Genomic DNA, 1058 nt, shown 5'->3' with positions numbered 1-1058 from the left:
ATTGCCTAAAAAATAGTCTCTGTCAGTTCCTTAGCTGAATTCTATACAGCCCCTAATAACGTTCAACAATCGTCATTAATATGATGCAAAGCCTTATATAGTCAGTGAGAAGTAATATCGCTATATCACGTACTGCAGGTACCGTTTTTTCTTGCTTGCTGTGCCTACGCAGACAGGGGCTGCAAAAAAACTATACCCGCAGTATCGTAGCGTTTTTAAAGTATTTTAACTATATGCGTTTTCACTCATCATAAATCAAATTAAAGCGTTATCAATAAGTCATAGTTGAGGTGGGTACTGACAAGTCAGTCGTGCTAATTGTAGCGTTACTGTTGTCTAGTTCTTGAGCAGCAGTTTATACCTGTTCGTTTCCGAGTTATAATAATGCCCATTATTGCCTGCTTTCTCTATACATAATTATTTTTTATAAAAAACCATAAAAGCCTTAATAGAGAATGCGGTACTTTACTATTGTTTTATATACAGGATAAAGCCATGTTCGCTATTGCAGCTAGTACCGTCACCAGCTGGGGAATGTATGTCTTATTGCCCATATTTATTGCTTTCTTATTCTTTATTATCTGGGACTTATCTAAACAATCTGATGCTGGTCGCGCTGGTACTTTTTGGATGTTTTTAGCGCTTGGTGCCGGCTTTATAGGATTTATCCTCAAAGTTCTAATAGAGTTCGCCTTTGGAAAATGGTTTATCTAAGTAAAGCTATGATGCCTCACTGATAGCGTTACCGATCTTATCGTTAATAAATAATATTGCTAATAATAATCAGTAGCCTCCAAGATCGTCAGCAACGTTATTTATACGGTTGTTTTAAAAAACATCGCTCACTTATTTGACTGTGAGATAACGTCACTGACGTAAGTTGGTAAATCCCACGCGCCACCAGCCTCTATCAGGCGACATAATCCTGTCGTCTGCTCAAGCGTTTTGTTAAATATCTCTCCATTCCAGACCCACTCTTTCATCGACCAACAGTCGCCCAGACTGAGCTATGCTGAAGAAACCGTAGAGATAAACTTGGTAAACTAACGACTCGATGA

At 38.4% G+C, this 1058-nt stretch carries 2 protein-coding genes; one reads left to right on the top strand and one right to left on the bottom strand.

The genetic code is table 11. The features are described 5' to 3' along the window. Window positions 1-495: 495 nt before the first annotated feature. On the top strand, window positions 496-714 hold the full coding sequence (locus tag EI162_RS14280) for a DUF2788 domain-containing protein (protein ID WP_192524959.1): 219 nt from the start codon (window positions 496-498) through the stop codon (window positions 712-714). 128 nt (window positions 715-842) lie between these two features. Here the strand turns inward: EI162_RS14280 and EI162_RS14275 are convergent, their stop codons facing one another. Continuing rightward, on the bottom strand, window positions 843-1001 hold the full coding sequence (locus EI162_RS14275) for a DUF1176 domain-containing protein (protein ID WP_225735341.1): 159 nt from the start codon (window positions 999-1001) through the stop codon (window positions 843-845). Between the last annotated feature and the right edge of the window lie 57 nt (window positions 1002-1058).

It is taken from the genome of Psychrobacter sp. FME6, from assembly GCF_014861365.1.
Lineage (GTDB): Bacteria > Pseudomonadota > Gammaproteobacteria > Pseudomonadales > Moraxellaceae > Psychrobacter.
This window is presented reverse-complemented; position numbering and strand designations above follow the sequence as displayed.

What these genes read in the sequence shown, in the direction of transcription:
- EI162_RS14280 (WP_192524959.1), top strand. Translation starts at nt 496, where the DNA reads ATGTTCGCTATTGCAGCTAGTACCGTCACCAGCTGGGGAATGTATGTC.